General features: G+C 71.5%; 13 protein-coding genes and 1 tRNA gene. 8 read left to right on the top strand and 6 right to left on the bottom strand.

Annotated elements, in window-relative coordinates; genetic code table 11:
- Nucleotides 1–345 precede the first annotated feature (345 nt).
- Entirely contained in the window at nucleotides 346–1,893 is a 1,548-nt protein-coding gene (locus ABZ951_RS08340; RefSeq protein WP_344086782.1) for a M4 family metallopeptidase, read from the top strand.
- A 154-nt stretch (nucleotides 1,894–2,047) separates the two neighbouring features.
- Nucleotides 2,048–2,545: a hypothetical protein gene (locus ABZ951_RS08345; protein ID WP_344086732.1), complete on the top strand. Its 498-nt coding sequence runs from the start codon at nucleotides 2,048–2,050 to the stop codon at nucleotides 2,543–2,545.
- A 24-nt stretch (nucleotides 2,546–2,569) separates the two neighbouring features.
- On the opposite strand, the gene ABZ951_RS08350 is transcribed toward ABZ951_RS08345, so the two are convergent.
- Nucleotides 2,570–3,283, bottom strand: a complete 714-nt coding sequence (locus ABZ951_RS08350; RefSeq protein ID WP_344086729.1) for a pentapeptide repeat-containing protein — start codon at nucleotides 3,281–3,283, stop codon at nucleotides 2,570–2,572.
- A gap of 110 nt (nucleotides 3,284–3,393) precedes the next feature.
- On the opposite strand from ABZ951_RS08350, the gene ABZ951_RS08355 reads away from it, so the two are divergent.
- On the top strand, nucleotides 3,394–4,395 hold the full coding sequence (locus tag ABZ951_RS08355; protein WP_361279467.1) for a zinc-binding dehydrogenase: 1,002 nt from the start codon (nucleotides 3,394–3,396) through the stop codon (nucleotides 4,393–4,395).
- 109 nt (nucleotides 4,396–4,504) lie between these two features.
- Nucleotides 4,505–4,993, top strand: coding sequence for a GNAT family N-acetyltransferase (locus tag ABZ951_RS08360; RefSeq protein WP_344086723.1), 489 nt, complete (start codon nucleotides 4,505–4,507; stop codon nucleotides 4,991–4,993).
- 63 nt (nucleotides 4,994–5,056) lie between these two features.
- Here ABZ951_RS08360 and ABZ951_RS08365 read toward each other — a convergent pair whose 3' ends face one another.
- The gene (locus ABZ951_RS08365) at nucleotides 5,057–6,199 is read right to left on the bottom strand and encodes a Xaa-Pro peptidase family protein (protein ID WP_344086720.1); all 1,143 of its coding nucleotides are present in this window, start codon (nucleotides 6,197–6,199) and stop codon (nucleotides 5,057–5,059) included.
- Nucleotides 6,200–6,425: 226 nt separating this feature from the next.
- Here ABZ951_RS08365 and ABZ951_RS08370 point away from each other — a divergent pair, with 226 nt between their 5' ends.
- Nucleotides 6,426–8,591, top strand: a complete 2,166-nt coding sequence (locus tag ABZ951_RS08370) for an MMPL family transporter (protein ID WP_344086717.1) — start codon at nucleotides 6,426–6,428, stop codon at nucleotides 8,589–8,591.
- A gap of 79 nt (nucleotides 8,592–8,670) precedes the next feature.
- Here ABZ951_RS08370 and ABZ951_RS08375 read toward each other — a convergent pair.
- Nucleotides 8,671–8,744, bottom strand: a tRNA-Thr gene (locus tag ABZ951_RS08375).
- A gap of 194 nt (nucleotides 8,745–8,938) precedes the next feature.
- On the opposite strand from ABZ951_RS08375, the gene ugpC reads away from it, so the two are divergent.
- From ugpC to ABZ951_RS08390, 3 genes are all read left to right on the top strand, one after another.
- Nucleotides 8,939–10,069: a sn-glycerol-3-phosphate ABC transporter ATP-binding protein UgpC gene (gene ugpC / locus ABZ951_RS08380; protein WP_344086714.1), complete on the top strand. Its 1,131-nt coding sequence runs from the start codon at nucleotides 8,939–8,941 to the stop codon at nucleotides 10,067–10,069.
- A gap of 297 nt (nucleotides 10,070–10,366) precedes the next feature.
- Nucleotides 10,367–10,783 carry a hypothetical protein gene (locus ABZ951_RS08385; protein ID WP_344086711.1) on the top strand — a complete coding sequence of 139 codons (417 nt, stop codon included), beginning with the start codon at nucleotides 10,367–10,369 and terminating at the stop codon, nucleotides 10,781–10,783.
- A gap of 111 nt (nucleotides 10,784–10,894) precedes the next feature.
- Nucleotides 10,895–11,626: a nucleotidyltransferase family protein gene (locus ABZ951_RS08390; RefSeq protein ID WP_344086708.1), complete on the top strand. Its 732-nt coding sequence runs from the start codon at nucleotides 10,895–10,897 to the stop codon at nucleotides 11,624–11,626.
- 172 nt (nucleotides 11,627–11,798) lie between these two features.
- On the opposite strand, the gene ABZ951_RS08395 is transcribed toward ABZ951_RS08390, so the two are convergent.
- The 3 genes from ABZ951_RS08395 to cysS all read right to left on the bottom strand — a co-directional run bounded on the left by ABZ951_RS08395 (nucleotide 11,799) and on the right by cysS (nucleotide 16,007).
- Entirely contained in the window at nucleotides 11,799–13,397 is a 1,599-nt protein-coding gene (locus ABZ951_RS08395) for a DoxX family membrane protein (RefSeq protein ID WP_361279471.1), read from the bottom strand.
- Between the two features lie 134 nt (nucleotides 13,398–13,531).
- The gene (gene rlmB, locus ABZ951_RS08400) at nucleotides 13,532–14,482 is read right to left on the bottom strand and encodes a 23S rRNA (guanosine(2251)-2'-O)-methyltransferase RlmB (protein ID WP_344086702.1); all 951 of its coding nucleotides are present in this window, start codon (nucleotides 14,480–14,482) and stop codon (nucleotides 13,532–13,534) included.
- 127 nt (nucleotides 14,483–14,609) lie between these two features.
- Entirely contained in the window at nucleotides 14,610–16,007 is a 1,398-nt protein-coding gene (gene cysS / locus ABZ951_RS08405) for a cysteine--tRNA ligase (protein WP_344086699.1), read from the bottom strand.
- Between the last annotated feature and the right edge of the window lie 64 nt (nucleotides 16,008–16,071).

Consider the following 16,071-nt stretch of genomic DNA (forward strand, 5'->3'; position numbering starts at 1 on the left):
CCCGAACGCACATCCGACACAATCCAAGTCCGGACCAACGGGGAGCAGTTCACCGCATAGCGGAATCAATCAACCGCTCATCGGAGAACGACAGGTCAAATCCTTGTTGCGCCCCTGTCAATGTCGTCGGATCGGTGGCACTCTCTCCTCAATTCGCTCCTGCACCACATCGGCAACACCTCAGCTTCACCCCTGCTTCAACGGGTGGCCGTACTCCAGGCTGCCCGAACCCCCCATACAAGGCCGCGAGTTCGCGGCCGGCATTAGGAGTCAGAGTTGAGAAGCATCACCTCCACCTCCCGTAAGAACACCCTCCGCGCCGCCGCCCTGGTCGCCTCCGCCGCCATGGTCGCCGTCGGCGTGCAGACCGGCAGCGCGAGCGCCTCCGCCGACCGCGAGAACGGCGCCCTGGCGCTGAACCTCTCCGCGGACCAGCGGGTTTCCGCGATCAAGGGTGCGCAGACCGAGGCCGCGGCCACCGCCGCCAAGATCGGTCTGGGCGGGAAGGAGAAGCTGGTCGTCCGCGATGTCATCAAGGACGCGAACGGCACGGTGCACACCCGGTACGAGCGCACGTTCGACGGGCTGCCCGTCCTCGGCGGCGACCTGGTCGTCCACGAGGCGAAGAGCGGCTCGCGCAGCGTCGACAAGGCGACCGACGCGGACATAGCCGTGCCCACCACGACTCCGTCCGTGGCGCCCTCCGCCGCGAAGAAGAGCGCGCTCGGCGTCGCCGCCCAGGAGAAGACCGCCAAGGCCGAGGGCCAGGCGCCGCGCAAGGTCGTCTGGGCCGCGTCCGGCAAGCCGGTCCTGGCGTACGAAACGGTCGTCACCGGCGTCCAGAAGGACGGCACCCCGAGCAAGCTGCACGTCATCACCGACGCGGCCACCGGGAAGAAGCTCTTCCAGCGCGAGGCCATCGAGACCGGCTCGGGCACCAGCACCTACAGCGGCAAGGTCCCGCTGACCACGACGAAGAGCGGCACGTCCTTCCAGCTGACCGACAGCGCGCGCGGCGGCCACAAGACGTACGACCTCAACCAGGGCAGCTCCGGCACCGGCTCGCTCTACACCGACGCCGACGACGTCTGGGGCGGCGGCCGGCAGACCGCGGCCGTCGACGCCCACTACGGCGCGGCGGTCACCTGGGACTTCTACAAGAACGTCCTGGGCCGCAGCGGCATCAAGAACGACGGCAAGGGTGCCTACTCCCGCGTCCACTACGGCGACAGCTACGTCAACGCCTTCTGGGACGACGACTGCTTCTGCATGACGTACGGCGACGGCGAGGGCAACAAGAACCCGCTGACCGCGCTCGACGTGGCCGCCCACGAGATGACCCACGGCGTCACCTCCGCGACCGCCGGCCTGAACTACAGCGGCGAGTCCGGCGGCCTCAACGAGGCGACGTCCGACATCTTCGGCACCGCGGCCGAGTTCTACGCCAAGAACGCCACCGACGCCGGCGACTACCTCATCGGCGAGAAGATCAACATCAACGGTGACGGCACCCCGCTGCGCTACATGGACAAGCCGAGCAAGGACGGCGCCTCGAAGGACTACTGGTCCTCGAGCCTGGGCAACACCGACGTCCACTTCTCGTCGGGCCCGGCCAACCACTTCTACTACCTGCTGTCCGAGGGCAGCGGCAAGAAGACGATCGACGGCGTGACCTACGACAGCCCCACGTACAACAACTCCAAGGTCACCGGCATCGGCCGGGACAAGGCCACCAAGATCTGGTACAAGGCCCTGACCACGTACTTCACCTCCACCACCAACTACAAGGCGGCTCGCGCGGGCACCCTGAAGGCCACCGCCGACCTCTACGGCTCCACCAGCACGGAGTACAAGACGGTCGCCGCCGCCTGGACCGCGATCAACGTGAAGTAACGCTTCTCCCGGAGCCGGGCGGCGCCTCGCGGATCCTTGCTCCCGAGGCCGCGCCCCGGCCCCACGGGCCCGTGTCCCCCACCGCCGCCGCGGTGGGGGACACGGGCTCGCACACGTTTACGCGCGCATCCCGCGGCCGTGACACCATCGAGGCGTGATCGACCTCGGCTACTCCCTTTCGCGCCGCTTCCCCGACCCCCCGCAGACGGACTACCGCACCGCCGACGTGCGGACCCTGCGGCACGACCTCTTCTGCGGGGACGTCTACCTCGCCGACGTGAAGTCGGACCGCGAGCTGTCCACAGCCTGGGGATGGGTGCCGGTGCTGGACTTCGCCTGGGCGCTGTGCGACATCCTGGAGCAGATCGACCGGGACCCCCGGGGCAACCGCGCCGCGGTCCCCCAGTTCGCCGAGCTGGACTTCACCGAGTCGAGCGACCGGATGCTCTTCGAGCGGCGCTTCGGGTGGGTGGAGGTGGCCGCCGACTGGATGCCGGCCGACGAGGCCCCGCTCACCTTCAACCACCGGGCACTGCGGCGCGAGGCCCGGGACTTCCTGCACGACCTGATCGCGGACCTCTCCGACATGCACGAGGGCCTCGCCGACAACCCCGTCGTCTGGGACCTGCAGAGTCGCTTCCCGCGCGTCTGACCCGGCGCCGGCCGGGCCCCGCCCTCACTCCGGCGGCGCCTCCACCCGCACGCCGATCTGCGCGGCGAACGCGGGTGCAAGGTCGAGCAGTTGCGAGGGGCTGATGACCGCCCCCGACAGCCGCTCCAGGCCCCGCGCGATGTCCAGCTCCGTGACCGCCCGCAGGTCCACGTCCGCCATGCGCGCCCCCGTGAAGTCGGCGCGGCGCAGCGCGCAGCCCCGGAAGTCGACCCGCTCCAGGACCGCCCCGCCGAAGTCGGCCTCGGAGAGGACACAGTCCTCGAAGGTGACGTCCTTGAGCTTCGCGTTGCGCAGGTTCAGGTAATCGATCTTGCCGCCGCGGATCAGGACGCGCTCCAGGACCGCCCCGTGCAGCTGCGTCCCGCCGAGCCGGGCGTCCCGCACCTCGACGTCGCGCAGGCTCGCCTCCGCCAGATCCGTGCCCACCCCACGGACTCCGTCGAGGACGCTGTCGCTGATCCGGGCCCGGCCGAGGCGGGTCTCGTCCAGCGCACAGCGGCGCAGCGCGCAGTCCAGGAAGCGGGCGCCCCGGGCGTCCTGCCCCACGAAGTCGGCGTCGGTGAACTCCAGGCCGTCGTAATCGCCCTCCGGCTCCAGCCCGGCCCCGTCGTGCGGCCGCAGCGGGGGCAGCCGCACCTCCGGGAGCGCGGCCACCGGGCGCGCGCCACTCGTCCTGCGGATCTTCCGACTCTTCCGGGTCCCGTCCTGCGTGGTCATGCCTCCACCGTGACACGGGGCACTGACAATGCCCTTGACCTCAACCGTTCTTGAGGTTGAAAACTCAAGGATCAGAGACACCGGCCGCCCCCCGCTCGGAGGAGTTCACCATGCACGCCGTTCGACTGCACGCCTTCGGCCCCGCCGAGAACCTCACCTACGAGCAGACCGACGACCCGGTGCCGGGGCCCGGCCAGGTCCGCATCGCGGTCGCCGCGGCGGGGGTGCACCTGGTCGACACCACTTTGCGCAACGGTGACCGCAAGGGCCCCTACGCGCCTCCCACCCTGCCCACCGTGCCCGGCCGTGAGGTGGCGGGCACCGTCGACGCCCTCGGCGAGGGCACCGACCCCGCGTGGCTGGGCCGCCGGGTCGTGGCCCACCTGGGCGCGGCCCCGGGCGGCTACGCGGAGCTGGCCGTCGCCGACGCCGACAAGATCCACAAGATCCCCGACGGCATGCGCGAGGACCACGCCATCGCCATGGTCGGCACCGGCCGCACCGCCCTCGGCATCCTCGCCTTCACCGAGCTGTCCGATGCCGACGTCGTCGTGGTGACGGCCGCCGCCGGAGGCATCGGCGCCCTGCTCGTGCAGTACGCGAAGAACGCGGGCGCCACCGTCGTCGGCCTCGCCGGCGGCCCCGCCAAGGTCGAGCGGGTCCGCGCCCTGGGCGCCGACATCGCCCTCGACTACACCGACCCGTCCTGGCCGGAAGCGGCCCGCGGCGCCCTCGGCGGCGCCGCGGCCACCGTCGTCTTCGACGGCGTCGGCGGCGAGGCCGCGCACGCCGCCGTCGGCCTGCTCGGCCCCGGCGGCAGCCACCTCGTCTTCGGCTGGTCCTCGGCCGGGCACGAGGAGCGCCCGCTCACCCCGGACCCCGAGGAGCTGGCCGCCCGGTCCATCACCTCCCGCAGCGTCCTCGGCCCGCCCATGCTGGAGCGCGTCGGCGGCCCGCAGGGCATGTACCGGCTGCAGGAGGAGGCCCTCGCCGACGCCGCCGCCGGCCACGTCACCCCCCTCGTCACCCGCTTCGCCCTCGCCGAGACCGCCGCCGCCCACCGGGCGCTGGAGACCCGCGGCACGGTGGGCAAGGTCGTCCTCATCCCGTAAGAAAACGCCGTCCGGGCGGGGGCCTGCGCCCCCGCCCGGGAGCGCTCCACGGGGCCCGGTGACGAAAATCAGTCGCGCCGCCCCGGCACCGGCCCGCATCCTGGGCCCCATGCTGATCAGAGAAGCCCGCGCCGACGACTGGCCCGCCATCTGGCCGCTCGTCCGGGATGTCGCCGCCGCCGGTGAGACCTACACCTTCCCGCGCGACATCGGCGAGGACTTCGCCCGGGGCCTGTGGCTGCTCCCCGCGCCCGCGCGCACGGTCGTGGCCGTCGACGGCTCGGGGGCCCTCCTCGGCACCGCCAAGATGAACCCCAACCACATGGGGCCCGCGTCCCACATCGCCAGTGCCAGCTTCATGGTGGCGCCCGAGCACTCCGGCCGCGGTGTCGGCCGGGCCCTCGCGGAGTACGCCGTCCGGTGGGCCCGCGAGCAGGGTTACCGGGCCATGCAGTTCAACGCCGTCGTGGAGAGCAACACCCGGGCCGTCGCCCTCTGGAAATCCCTGGGCTTCACCATTATCGGCACCCTTCCCGAGGGATACCGGCTCCCCGACGGCAGCTACACCGGGCTGCACATCATGCATTTGGCCCTGTAAAGCCCCTGTGCCGCCCGAGCGGGCTCGGCGAAGTCCCGTGGCGCCCGGCTTCCGGCGGAGCGCTCAGGCGACGACGCGCAGTTCCCGCGCCGTATTGTTCAGCCGCCGGCCCGCCGATTCCGTACACGTCACAATGTCCTCGATGCGGACCCCGAACCGGCCCGGGAGATAAATTCCCGGCTCGATCGAGAAACACATCCCCGGCACCAGCGGCAGGTGCTCGCCCTCCACCAGATAGGGCGGTTCGTGCGTCGTCACGCCGATGCCGTGGCCGGTGCGGTGGATGAAGTACTCGCCGTATCCGGCGCGCCGGATGACCTGCCGCGCCACCCGGTCGATCTCCTGGCACGCCACGCCCGGCCGCACCGCCTCGAATGCCGCCTGCTGCGCCTCCCGCACCAAATCGTGCACCTTGCGCTCTTCGGCCGAGGGCTCACCCACATGGACGGTGCGCGTGGTGTCCGAGCCGTAGCCGTCCAGGAGGCCGCCGAAATCCATGACGACCATGTCGCCGTCCTCGATGACGCGCTCGCCCGAGGAATGGTGGGGATTGGCGCCGTTCGGCCCGGAGCCGACGATGGTGAAATCCACCTGGGAATGCCCGTACTCGCGCAGCAGCCGCGCCAGATCCGCGGCGACCTCGCTCTCCCGCCGCCCCGAGAACCGCAGTTGCACGATGTCCTCGTACACGGAGTCCGCCGCCGCGCCCGCCGCCGCGAGCCGCTCCACCTCGTACGCGTCCTTCACCGCCCGCAGCATCGGCATCACTTCGGTGAACGCGCCGAAAGCCAGGCGGGGCCGGGCCCGCTGGAGCGCCAACAGGTGCAGCGCCCAGGCGTTGTCGGAGACGCCGTACCGCCCCGATTCGGCCAGGAGCGGGGCCAGGGCCGCGTACGGGTCCTGCCCGTCCGTCCAGCCGGTGATCGCCAACGCCCGGGCGCCCGGCGCCTGTTCGGCGTCCGGCCGCTCCAGCGCGGGCACCAGCAGCTGCGGCTTGCGGCCCGGCGTGATCAGCAGGGCGGTCAGCCGCTCCGAGGTGTGCGGGCGGTAGCCCGTCAGCCAGCCCAGGTCGGGGCCCGGCGTGACGAGCAGCCCGGCCAGCCCGGCGTCGACGGCGGCCACGGCGGCGCGCTCCATACGGGCGGCATAGGCCGCGGGACCCTCGGGTTGGCCGGACTGCTCCACGGCGGCGGCATCTGCGCTCATGAGGGCAGAGTAATCCGCACGGAGGCGCTCGGCGACGCGTTTCTCGACCTCACGGGTGAGGGGCTCTCCTCCGACCGGATGAGAGCGACCCCGACCCAGGACCGATTTCCCCCGGATTCCATTGTGATCGGGGAACTTTCCCGCCTAGCGTGTTCACGCCCGTACTGAACTCGTTCTGTTGTCGTTCTTCCGCCGGGCAGCGCAAATCACACAGAGAAGGAGCATCATGTTCCGACGGATCGGGCGGTTCGCCGTCCACCGCCCATGGCTGACCATCGGGGGCTGGATCATCGCCGCCGTGGCCCTCGCCATACTCGCCCCCGGCCTGAAGTCCACCACCGACGAAACGGAATTCCTCCCTTCGCATTACGAGTCCGTACAGGCAGGAAAGGTCCAGGAAAAGGCATTTCCGCAGTCCGACACGCCCTCCGCCATCGCGGTCTTCCAGCGCAAGGACGGCGGCAAGCTCACTCCGGCCGACCGGCAGGACGTCGTCAAGGTCACCACCGGCCTGCACGACAAGCACCGCAAGGGCATAGCCAAGGTGGTGACGAACCCGCAGTCCGTCTCCCCCAATGGTGAGATCGCCCTCGCCAATATCGTCGCGGTCGACCCCAATGCCCAGGACAGCACGCTCCCGGACGCCGTCAAGGACCTCCGCGAGGACGCCAAGCCCCTGCTCGGCGGCACCCAGTTGAAGATGGGCATCGGCGGTCAGGCGGCCACCAACCTGGACGCTCAGGAGTCCTCCGGCGACACCGACGCCATGATCATGATGGCGACGCTCGTCCTCATCGTGGTGCTGCTGCTCGTCATCTTCCGCAGCCCGCTCATAGCCCTGCTGCCGGTGCTCATCATCGGCGTCGTCTTCATGGTCGCCCTCGGCCTCATCGGCACCGCGGCCGAGCTCGGCGGGCTCAAGGCCGACAGCTCCATCTCCGCGATCCTCATCGTCGTCCTCTTCGGCGTCGGCACCGACTACATCCTCTTCCTCCTCTTCCGCTACCGCGAGGAGCTGCGGGCCGGGGTCCAGCCCAAGGAAGCGCTCGTCAACTCCGTCGCCCGCGTCGGCGAGACGATCGCCTCCGCCGCCGGCGCCGTCATCGTCGCCTTCCTCGCCCTGCTGCTGTCCACCATGGGCATGATGCGGGCGATGGGCCCCTCGCTCGCCATCTCCGTCGCCGTCACCCTGGTGGCCGCGCTCACGCTCGTCCCGGCCGTCTTCTCGCTCCTGGGCACCAAGGCGTTCTGGCCCTCCAAGGCGTGGAAGAAGCTGCCCCGCAACCGGCTCGCGAACGGCCTCGGCTCCGCCGTCGCCCGCCGCCCGGCCCTGATCGCGACCCTCTCCACGGCCGTCCTCGCCGTCCTGGCGGTCGGCACCTTCAGCTTCAAGGCCGAGTTCGACACCGACAGCCAGCTGCCGCAGAAGCTCGAATCCGTCCAGGCGATGAAGGACCTCCAGCGGGGCTTCTCCGCCGGCCAGTCCGACCCGGCCATGGTCTACGTCCAGTCCAAGAACGGCACCGCCCTCGACAAGGGCGCCCTGAACACCTACAAGACGAAGCTGGAGGGCATCGACGGCGTCGGCACGGTCTCTCCGCCCGTCATCAACCCCGACGGCTCGGTCGCCCAGTACAGCGTCGCCCTGAAGTACCGCCCCACCGAGGACAAGGCCATCGACCTGGCCGGCGGCACCCTCCGCGACAGCGCCCACGCCGCCGCCCCCCAGGGCAGCCGGGCCCTCGTCGGCGGCACCTCGGCCGTCCTGGCCGACGTGGAGAAGGCCGTCACCCACGACTACAAGGTCGTCTTCCCGGTCGCCGGCCTCGCCATCATGATCATCCTGGGGCTGCTGCTCCGCAGCCTCGTCGCCCCGGTCTACCTGATGATCTCCGTCGCCCTGGGCTTCAGCGCGACGCTCGGCGCGACGGTCTGGCTCTTCCAGGACATCCAGCACAAGAACGGCCTGCTGTTCATGCTGCCGGTGATCGTCTATCTCTTCGTCGTCGCCATCGGCACCGACTACAACATCCTCATGGTCGCCCGATTGCGCGAAGAGGTCCGCCGCGGGGTCCCGGCCCGGGAGGCGATCCGCACGGCGGTCGCCCAGTCGGCCCCCACGATCGCCTCGGCGGCGGTCATCCTCGCCGGCACCTTCGGCGTCCTGATGCTCGCCGACAACTCCATGCTCCAGCAGATGGGCTTCGCGGTCGCCTTCGGCATCCTGCTCACGGCCTTCGTCATGGCCACGCTGCTGGTCCCGACGGTCACCTCGCTCCTGGGCCACAAGGCGTGGTGGCCGGGCCACCAGGACGCCCCGCGCCCCGACCCGCACGCCACCGCCGCGGGCACCGCCCCGCAGTGGACGAAGGGCGAGGAAATCCGCCGCTGACGCCACCCCGAGCACGCGAACGGCCCTCCGTGAGTGATCACGGAGGGCCGTTCGGCTGCGCTGGACCGCGCGTTCTGCGAGCCGCCTGTCGGATTCGAACCGACGACCCTCGCTTTACAAGAGCGACGCTCTGGCCAACTGAGCTAAGGCGGCTGGGCATCAGCGGGCACCGCCCGCGAACGCTGTTCCACTCTACACAGCGGCCGGATCCGCCAGCCACAACGTCAGGGGGCTGACAAGCGCCCTGCGCCCGGGTACCGTCACCGGCAACCCGGTCCGATTGGACTGGACCACTCCTTTACTCGGATCGTCCGGCACGTTCCTGCCGGTGAAGGGACCGCATCACCATGGCCACGGTCACGTACGACAAGGCGACCCGCATCTACCCCGGGTCCGACAAACCGGCTGTCGATCAGCTCGACATCGCCATCGAGGACGGCGAGTTCCTCGTCCTCGTCGGCCCCTCCGGCTGCGGGAAGTCCACCTCGCTGCGGATGCTCGCGGGGCTGGAGGACGTCAACGGCGGAGCGATCCGCATCGGCGACCGCGACGTCACCCACCTGCCGCCGAAGGACCGGGACATCGCGATGGTGTTCCAGAACTACGCGCTCTACCCCCACATGACCGTCGCCGACAACATGGGCTTCGCCCTGAAAATCGCCGGTGTCAACAAGTCGGAGATCCGGCAGAAGGTCGAAGACGCCGCGAAGATCCTCGACCTCACGGAGTACCTGGGCCGCAAGCCCAAGGCGCTCTCCGGCGGCCAGCGCCAGCGCGTGGCCATGGGGCGGGCGATCGTCCGCGAGCCGCAGGTGTTCCTCATGGACGAGCCCCTGTCGAACCTCGACGCCAAGCTGCGCGTCCAGACCCGCACCCAGATCGCCGGGCTGCAGCGCCGCCTCGGCATCACCACGGTCTACGTCACCCACGACCAGGTCGAGGCCATGACGATGGGCGACCGCGTCGCGGTCCTCAAGGACGGGCTGCTCCAGCAGATCGACTCGCCGCGCAACATGTACGACCGCCCGGCCAACCTCTTCGTCGCGGGCTTCATCGGCTCCCCCGCGATGAACCTGGTCGAGGTGCCGATCACCGACGGCGGCGTGCGGTTCGGCAACAGCGTGGTCCCCGTCTCCCGGGAGGCCCTGAGCGCGGCCGCCGACAAGGGCGACTCCACCGTCACGGTGGGCGTGCGCCCGGAGCACTTCGACGTGGTCGAGCAGGGCGGCGCGCCGGCCCTCACCAAGGACACCGCGGGCGCGCCGGCCGGTCTGGCCGTCACGGTCAACGTCGTGGAGGAACTCGGCGCCGACGGATACGTGTACGGGACGGCCGAGGTCGGCGACGAGCGCAAGGACCTCGTCGTCCGCGTCAACGGGCGCCGCGTGCCGGACAAGGGATCGATCCTCCACGTGGTCCCGCGCCCGGGTGAACTGCACGTCTTCTCGACGTCCTCGGGCGAGCGGCTGAGCGACTGACCTCGCGGATCTTCCGCTCCCCGGCTCCGGCGCGGCCCTTCCACGGCCCCGCCGGACGCTGCCGGGGAAATGCCCGCCGCCCCGCGCCCGTTCGCCGGCGCGGGGCGGCGTTCGTCACGCAGCGTGCGTTAAACCTCGCACCGGATCTCATGTCCGCTTCTGTCCATAAATACCCCGGCAGTTACCCCCATTTCGAGTGCTGTGCGTCAACTTCGCGCCTGCGTCATCGCCCCATTCCTTAGCTCAACCGGGTGACTAAATGTCGCCATATCATTACCCCTCGCTACCATCTGCGACATGAACCAGGCCGCCCGCCGCATCGGCAGAACTCTCGCCCTCGTCCTTCCCGTCGTTCTCGTCCTCTCCGGGACTCTCGCGGTCACCCGCGTCCCGTGGGCGGCGCCGAACGCCGAGTCGCAGGTGCTCACCGCCTCCTCCGACACCGCGTCCACCCAGGCCAAGGCCGCCCGCGCCCCGCACGAGGTGCTGCGCGACCGGCTGTTGACCCAGCTGCAGGAGAAGAACCCCTCCGTCGCGCTCACGGACCTCCAGACCGCGGTGAACGGCCGTCCCTCGCTGGCCCGGCACTGCGCCGACCTGGCCCGGGCGCTCGGGCGGGCCGCGGTCGCCAAGTACGGCCCCAAGCAGGCTCAGAACTACTCCAGGCCGGTCTGCGACACCTCGTTCGCCTCCGGCGTCGCCCAGGGCCGCTGACCGCCGCCCACGGGCCCGGTCACCGCGTCACCCACGCTCCGCGTTCCGTTCACCGTCCGCCCCGCGCCGCCGCCCGCACCCCCGCCGGGACGACGGCCTATCGTGCGGAGGATGACCGGCACGCACGCGTACCCCCGACCCACCCAAGCCGTCGTCCTGGCCGGAGGCCAGGGTTCACGGCTGCGCCCGTACACCGACGACCGTCCCAAGCCGATGGTCGAGATCCCCGGCACCGGGACCCCGATCATCGGCCATCAGCTGTCCTGGCTCGCCGCCGAGGGCGTCACCGACGCCGTCGTCTCCTGCGGCCACCTGGCCGGCGTCCTCCAGGACTGGCTCGCGTCGGCCGAGCTGCCGCTGCGGGTCACCACGGTGGTCGAGCCGGAGCCCCTCGGCCGCGGCGGCGGCCTGAAGTTCGCCGCGGCGTCACTGCCGCACCCCGACCGGCCCTGGTACGCCACGAACGGCGACATCTGGACCCGCTTCTCGCTCCGCGAGATGGCCGCCTTCCACCACGAGCGTGACGCGGTGGCCACCCTGGCGCTGGCCCGGCCCCGGATCCCCTGGGGGGCCGTCGAGACGGACGAGTTCGGGCACGTCCTCGACTTCATCGAGTCGCCGCCCTCCCCCTACCTGATCAACGCGGGGGTGTACGTCTTCTCCGCCGCCTTCACCGCGCTGCTGCCCGAGCGGGGCGACCACGAGCGCACCACCTTCCCGCGCCTCGCCCGCGACCGCCGCCTCGCGGGCTTCCCGCTGCCGCAGGGGGCGTACTGGCGGGCGATCGACACGGCCAAGGACCTCACGGAGGCGGCCAGGGAGCTGCGCGGCGAGACCGCCTGAGGGCCACCGCCCGCCCCACGTGGCCGCCGCGTGGGAACCGCCCGCCGGCCCCTTCTGGAGCAGCCGGCGCCCCGCCGGCCGGCCCTCATGAGCACCGCCCGCGCACACGAAACGCCCCCGCACCCCTGGAGAGGGTGCGGGGGCGTCGCCGCGGTCCCGGGAAGGCCCGGAGTCAGCCGAGAAGCCCTCCGAGGGCCCCTCCCGTGCGGGAACCGCCCCCGGTCGAGCCGCCGGTGGAGGTGCCGGAGCCGCCCGTCGTGCTGCCGCCGGAGCCGCTCGTGGCGGACGAGCCGGTGGGGCTGCGCGGTGCCGCGGGGGCCGCGGGCCGCTGGGGGGTCTGCGGGGCCGGGCGGACGCCCTGGCTGGCGCCGGGCTTCCCCGCGGTGCCGGCCGTGCTCGCCGGGGCCCGGGTGCCGGGTGCGGCGGGGGCGGTGGCGCTCGGGCTGGGGGACTTCGCGGGCGGGGTCGGCTTGGGGGTGCCGGGGACGGCGGAGCCCTGGATGCCGCGGGGGGTGGAGCCGGTGCCGGGGCGCTGCGGGAGCGGCGAACCGGGGAGGTTGTTCGCGGGCGGGGCGACGGGGCCGGGGGCCTGGGCGACCTCCGAGGAGCGGACGGCGCCGCCGAGCGTCGAGCCGATCAGCAGGGACATGCCGACGAGGACGGTCGCCATGATCGTGCCCCGGCGGAGCACGCGGCGGCGCAGCTCCCACAGTTCGGCGCGGGGGCCGAGGCGCCGCCAGGCTTCGCCGGCGAGCCGCCCGTCGACGGAGTAGAAGGGGGCGCCCGCGATGACGAGGGGGCTCCAGGCGGCGAGGTAGATGATGTCGGGCGCGTCGTAGGCGGGGACCGTGCGCCAGCTGACCGTGACCAGGAGGGTCGCGGAGAGCAGGACGCCGATGGAGGCGGCGACCCGCTGCCAGAGGCCGAAGATGGTGAGGACGCCGACGACGACCTGGAGGAAGGCGATGGTGAGGCCGGCGCCCACGGGGTGGCTGAGGGCGAGGTCGCGCAGCGGGGAGGCGACGGGCCAGGGGTGCAGCGAGGTGAGCCAGGTGACCATGGAGCCGCGGCGGCCGCCGTCGAAGTAGACGGGGTCGCACAGCTTGCCCATGCCGGCGTAGATGGAGATGAAGCCGAGGAAGATGCGCAGGGGCAGGAGGACGACGCCCAGGTTCATCCGGCGCCCGGGGTAGTAGGCGTGGCGGACGGAGTCGCCCTGGCGGGAGCGGGCCCGGTCGTCGTCCTCGGGGCCGTCCGGTCCGTCGAACGCCTGGTAGTCGTACTGGTCTTCGTCGTAGGCGCTGCCGGTGGGGCGTACGCCGCGCAGCAGTTGGGTCTCGGGGCCCACGGGGTCGACGAGCTCCCCGGAGGCGGCGGGGCCGCGGGGGCCGACGACGGTGGCGCCGTCGACGCGGACGCGGGGCAGCACCTGGGTGGATCCGGTGTCGCCGCCGGGGGCCGCGGAGTCCCTTACGGCCTGCAGGAGTTCGGTGGGCGCCGAGTCGCCGGGGGCGGTGCGACCGCTCCACACCACGGGAGCACGGCGCTTGGCCGGGCTCTTGACGGTGGGCAGCTGCGCGGTGTCGGCGATCCCGGCGAACTGCCGGGTGACGCGCGGCGGCCGGGCGAGCTGCACCCGGAAACTCGCATGGTTGACGACGATCTGCGCCGGGTCGGACGGCACTTTCACCGTACTCAGCGCGGGCTGGTCGTCGTACCCGGAAGAGCTTCCCCCCGTGGGTGTGCGGGGTGTTCTGGTGTCCACACTCATCTAACCGAGTGACTTCTGATTAGGACACTGCCTTGACCGGTTCGAACTGTCCGAGACGCGTCAAGGTCGCGGAACGCCGATCGCCGGACGGGGGGAATTCGCCCGTCCGGCGTTTCGGTGAGGATCCGGCGGGATCAGGCGCGGCGGCGCGACGCCTCGTAGAGCACGACGCCCGCGGCGACACCGGCGTTGAGCGACTCGGCGCCGCCCGGCATCGGGATGCGCACCCGGAAGTCGCAGGTCTCGCCGACGAGGCGGGACAGGCCCTTGCCCTCGCTGCCGACGACGATGACGACGGGGCCGGAGAGGGCCTCCAGCTCGTGGAGCTCGACGTCGCCGTCGGCGGCGAGGCCGACGACCACGAGCCCGGCCTTCTGGTAGGACTCCAGCGTCCGCGTCATGTTGGTGCAGCGCGCCACGGGGGTGCGGGCGGCGGTGCCGGCGGAGGTCTTCCAGGCGCTGGCGGTCATGCCGGCCGCGCGGCGCTCGGGGACGACGACGCCGTGGCCGCCGAAGGCGGAGACGGAGCGGACGACGGCGCCGAGGTTGCGCGGGTCGGTGATGCCGTCGAGGGCGACGATCAGCGGGTCCTCGGCTCCGTCGAAGGCGGCGGCGACGAGGTCCTCGGGGTGGGCGTAGTCGTACGGCGGCACCGACAGGACGAGGCCCTGGTGGTTGAGGCCGTTCGTCATCCGGTCGAGCTCGGGGCGGGGGGCCTCCATGAGGTTCAGCCCCTTGTCGGCGGCGAGCTGGAGGGCCTCGCGGACGCGCTCGTCGTTGTCCAGGTACTGCTGGACGTAGAGCGTGGTGGCGGGGACGCCCTCGCGCAGCGCCTCGACGACGGAGTTACGGCCGACGACGAGCTCGTTGGTGCCCTTGGGGCCGCCGCGGCGGGGGGCCGGGCGCTTGGACTCGTGCCGGACCTTGGCGTTGGCGAGGCGGTTCTTCTTGTGCCCCTTACGCTCCGATGCGGGCGGGGTCGGACCCTTGCCCTCCAGGGCCCGGCGCCGCTTGCCGCCGCTGCCGACCTGCGCGCCCTTCTTGTTGGACGTGCGGCGGTTCCTGCGCTGGCTGTTGCCGGCCATGGGTGCACCTGTTTCTTCACTGCTAGAGCCGAGGGGAACGACTCAGTAAACGTACGTACGAAAAGTGTCTCTCAGGACGGGCGGCGCCGCCCGGGACCGGCCGCGCGGGCCCGTCCCGGGAACGGGTCTAGGACAGGGACCAGCGGGGGCCGGACGGGGTGTCCTCGATGGCGAGGCCGGACTGCTGGAGCTGGTCGCGGATGGCGTCCGCGGTGGCGTAGTCCTTCCGCTCCCGGGCCGCCTGGCGCTGCTCCAGGACCAGCCGGACCAGGGAGTCGACGACGCCGTGCAGGTCCTCGCCGCGGCCGCCGCCGTCGCCGCCGGCCCAGGTCTCGTCCAGCGGGTCGAGGCCCAGGACGCCGAGCATGGCGCGGACCTCGGCCAGCCGGGCGACGGCCGATTCCTTGTCGTCGGCGGTCAGGGCGGAGTTGCCCTGGCGGACGGTGGTGTGGACGATCGCGAGGGCCTGCGGGACGCCCAGGTCGTCGTCCATGGCCTCGGCGAACGCGGGCGGGACCTCGGCGGCCGGCTCGACCGGGCCGGCCTTCTCCACGACGCGCTGGATGAAGCCCTCGATCCGCGCGAAGGCGGACTCGGCCTCGCGCAGCGCCTCCGGGCTGTACTCGATCATCGAGCGGTAGTGCGGGGTGCCGAGGTAGTAGCGCAGCACGATGGGGCGCCACTGCTTGAGCATCTCCGAGACGAGCACCGAGTTGCCCAGTGACTTCGACATCTTCTCGCCGCTCATGGTGACCCAGGCGTTGTGCACCCAGTAGGAGGCGAAGTCGTCACCGAAGGCCTTGGCCTGGGCGATCTCGTTCTCGTGGTGCGGGAAGATCAGGTCGAGGCCGCCGCCGTGGATGTCGAAGGCGCTGCCCAGGTACTTGTGGGCCATCGCCGAGCACTCCAGGTGCCAGCCCGGGCGGCCGCGGCCCCAGGGCGTCTCCCAGGAGGGCTCGCCGGGCTTGGCGGCCTTCCACATCGCGAAGTCGCGGGGATCGCGCTTGCCGGTCTCGCCCTCGCCGGAGGGCTGGAGGAGGTTGTCCAGCTCCTGGTTGGAGAGCTCCAGATAGCCGGGGAAGGAGCGCACGTCGAAGTAGACGTTGCCGTCGGCCTCGTAGGCGTGGCCGCGCTCGATCAGGCCGCGCATCATCTCGACCATCTCGGTGACATGGCCGGTCGCGCGCGGTTCGTAGGTGGCCGGCAGGCAGCCGAGGCCGTCGTAGCCGCTGTTGAAGGCCCGCTCGTTCGCATAGCCGATCGACCACCAGGGGCGGCCCTGCTCGGCGGCCTTGCGGATGATCTTGTCGTCGATGTCCGTGACGTTGCGCACAAAGGTCACTTCGTAGCCGCGATAGGTGAACCAACGACGCATGATGTCGAAGTTGAGACCCGAACGGATGTGCCCGATGTGCGGTGCGGCCTGCACAGTCGCACCGCAGAGGTAGATCGAGACACAGCCCGGGACAAGCGGGGAGAAGTCACGGATCTGCCGGGCGCTGGTGTCGTACAGGCGAATGGTCACGGAACCAGGGTAGTGGGCGTCAGGGAGTGCCCCGGGCAAACGGTCGCTTCATCCGTCGCCTGGC

Source organism: Streptomyces sp. NPDC046215, assembly GCF_040646215.1.
Taxonomy (GTDB): domain Bacteria; phylum Actinomycetota; class Actinomycetes; order Streptomycetales; family Streptomycetaceae; genus Streptomyces; species Streptomyces stramineus.